The sequence below is a fragment of the Phenylobacterium sp. genome (assembly GCF_020253645.1).
Lineage (GTDB): Bacteria > Pseudomonadota > Alphaproteobacteria > Caulobacterales > Caulobacteraceae > Phenylobacterium.
The window spans coordinates 1-2,697 of the sequence record NZ_JADCBG010000213.1 but is presented as its reverse complement, the minus strand read 5'-3'; the positions used below and the strand labels follow the sequence as shown (position 1 = coordinate 2,697).

Annotated in this window: 3 protein-coding genes; 2 read left to right on the top strand and 1 reads right to left on the bottom strand. The window is 67.6% G+C overall.

Features of this window, described 5'->3' with window-relative positions; translation table 11 throughout:
• Window positions 1-268 (bottom strand): acyl-CoA thioesterase domain-containing protein (locus tag INE98_RS13935; protein WP_293539695.1); only part of this gene is annotated, 268 nt, incomplete at its 3' end.
• Window positions 269-348: 80 nt separating this feature from the next.
• Here INE98_RS13935 and INE98_RS13930 point away from each other — a divergent pair.
• Window positions 349-1,257: a LysR family transcriptional regulator gene (locus INE98_RS13930; protein WP_293519661.1), complete on the top strand. Its 909-nt coding sequence runs from the start codon at window positions 349-351 to the stop codon at window positions 1,255-1,257.
• 197 nt (window positions 1,258-1,454) lie between these two features.
• Window positions 1,455-2,697: cytochrome P450 (locus tag INE98_RS13925; protein WP_293539693.1), on the top strand; the 1,243-nt coding region annotated here is incomplete at its 3' end.

Genomic DNA, 2,697 nt, shown 5'->3' with positions numbered 1-2,697 from the left:
GGCTTCCGCCCACAATCGCGCGGACTTCAACCTGAAGACTCCGCTCAATCGGCGCCCGCCGAAGAAACTCGGCCCGAAACGAGAGGGGGCGGAACCCTGCCGGGGCGGACTGCTCGACCGCCGCAGCCATCAAGGCCGCCGCCGCCCCGCCCTGTAGTCCCGTAAACGGTCCGGACGCGTCTTCGCTCGCGATCCAGGCGCCGCCTTCCCGGCGGAGCAGCGGTGCGCTCACGCGGGCTGGCGATGCGGCGGTGTCGATAGCGGGCAAGGCGAGGCTCCGTGCGGGAATTCGCCGTGAGGTTGGGGGCTGGACCCCTGCGCGTAAAACGAGTAATCCCCTGTCGTAAGATGAGCCTAGTTCATCTCATTGACGATCGCGGCCGGGGGGGCGTTCCCTTCGCGGCGCTGCGCGCCTTCGAGGCGGCGGCGACGCTGGGAAGCTTCAAGGCGGCCGGCGCGGATCTCGGCCTGACCGCTTCGGCGATCAGCCATCACGTCCGCGACCTGGAGGCCAGGGTCGGCGAACCCCTGTTCGAACGCCGCCATCGCAGCGTCGTCCTGACGCAGGCGGGCGAACAGCTGGCCGACGCCCTACGCCCCGCCTACGCTCGTATCGTGGACGCTTTTCGTCGCGCGGTGAGCGAACCCGTCAAGGTTCGCCTCTCCGCAGCCCCGCTTTTCGCAAACGACTATCTGTTGCCCCACGTCGAGCGGCTGCGGCGGAGACTGCCGTCCCTCAGCCTCCAGCTTGAGAGCTCGATCCAGTCGCGCGAACTGGAGGGCCATAACGATCTCATCGTTCTCCGGTACGGCCCGAAGCCGTCGGGCGCCGTCGTGTCGCGCCGGATCGCCGCGTCGCCCCTGATCGTGGTCGGCGCGCCCGCCCTGGCGGCTGGCGGCGAACTGCGCGACCTTCTCGCCAGGGGTCCGCTACTCACCCTGGCCCGGCACAGGAACACCTGGCGGCTCGCGTTTCCGGAGATTACGACCGAGGCGCCGCAGGTGCTTTTCGACTCCTTCGAAGGCGTCATCCAGGCGGCCCAGGCCGGCAACGGCCTCGCCCTGGTGCCCGACATCGTCGCCCTTAAGGCTCTCGCGGCCGGGCGCCTGTGCAGGATCAGCCCCGTCGAGATCCAGGCCGGGTGGGAATACCGCCTGATCGCCGGCAAACGCAGCGCCGCCGCGGCTCTGCTCACCCCCCTCGGCGACGAGATCGCGGCCATTCTGGCTGATGAACAGGTCCAGGCGAACCGGTAGCTGAACAGGGTTGCTCACCGGGATCACCCTCGGGGGAGTCATCAAACTGTGGGATTCCCGCCCGTTTGGGGAGTTGGACGGGAATGCAAGACCGTGCCGGAGGGGGGCTGCGGCGACGACTTGCAGCCTGTCCGGGATTGGGGTTTCCTGAAGCTTCCCGGCCGCGCAACGCGGCGGGTATCCCGGGAGGCGGTGACATGGCGGACGGTGCGATCGGTCTGGATGAAGCGCGCGCCCGCGCCTTCGGCATGAAGCTGGAGGACATGAACCCCGGGGATCCTGACCTCTTCAAGTCCAACGCCTTCTGGCCCTATTTCGAGCGGCTCCGGAACGAGGAGCCCGTCCACTGGTGTCGGGACTCCGAGTTCGGCCCCTACTGGTCGGTCACTCGCTACAACGACATCATGGCGGTGGACACCAACCACGGGGTCTTCTCCTCCGAGGCGGCCCTCGGCGGCATCACCATCCGCGATGCGCGCCCGGACCTTCGCCGGCCCAGCTTCATCGCCATGGATCCTCCCCGCCACGATCAGCAGCGCAAGGCGGTCAGCCCCATCGTCTCGCCGGCCAATCTGAAGACCATGGAGCCCATCATCCGTGAGCGGGCCTGCCAGATTCTCGACAACCTGCCGGTGAGCGAGGCCTTCGACTGGGTGGACCGGGTCTCGGTGGAGCTGACCACCCAGATGCTGGCCACCCTGTTCGATTTTCCCTTCGAGGAGCGCCGTCGCCTGACCCGCTGGTCGGACGTGGCCACCGCCATCCCCTATCCGGGCGGCCTGGTGGAAACCGAAGAGGCGCGGCAGGTCGAGCTGATGGAATGCCTGGAGGTCTTCACCGGTCTCTGGAACGAGAGGGTCAACCGTCCGCCGGCGGGCGACCTCGTCTCCATGATGGCGCACAGCGACGCCACCCGGAACATGACGCCCGAGGAGTACCTCGGGAACATCATCCTGCTGATCGTCGGCGGCAACGACACCACCCGGAACTCCATCTCCGGTGGCGTCCTGGCCCTGAACCAGAACCCCGCAGAATATGCCAAGCTGCGCGCCAACCCCGGGCTGATCGAGTCCATGGTGCCGGAGATCATTCGCTGGCAGACACCCTTGGCCCACATGCGCCGCACGGCGCTGCAGGACATCGAGCTGGGCGGCAAGACCATCCGCAAGGGCGACAAGGTCGTGATGTGGTACGTCTCGGGCAACCGGGACGAGCGGGCGATCGAGAACCCGGACGCCTTCATCATCGACCGGGAGCGTCCGCGCCAGCACCTGTCCTTCGGCTTCGGCATCCACCGCTGCGTGGGCAACCGCCTGGCCGAGCTCCAGCTGAAGATCCTCTGGGTGGAGATCCTCCAGCGCTTCCCCGAGATCCAGGTCGTCAGCGAACCCGAGCGCGTCTTCTCGTCCTTCGTGAAGGGCTACGAGAGCATGCAGGTGG

Coding starts and splice junctions, on each gene's coding strand:
- INE98_RS13930 (WP_293519661.1), top strand. CDS start 349: ATGAGCCTAGTTCATCTCATTGACGATCGCGGCCGGGGGGGCGTTCCC.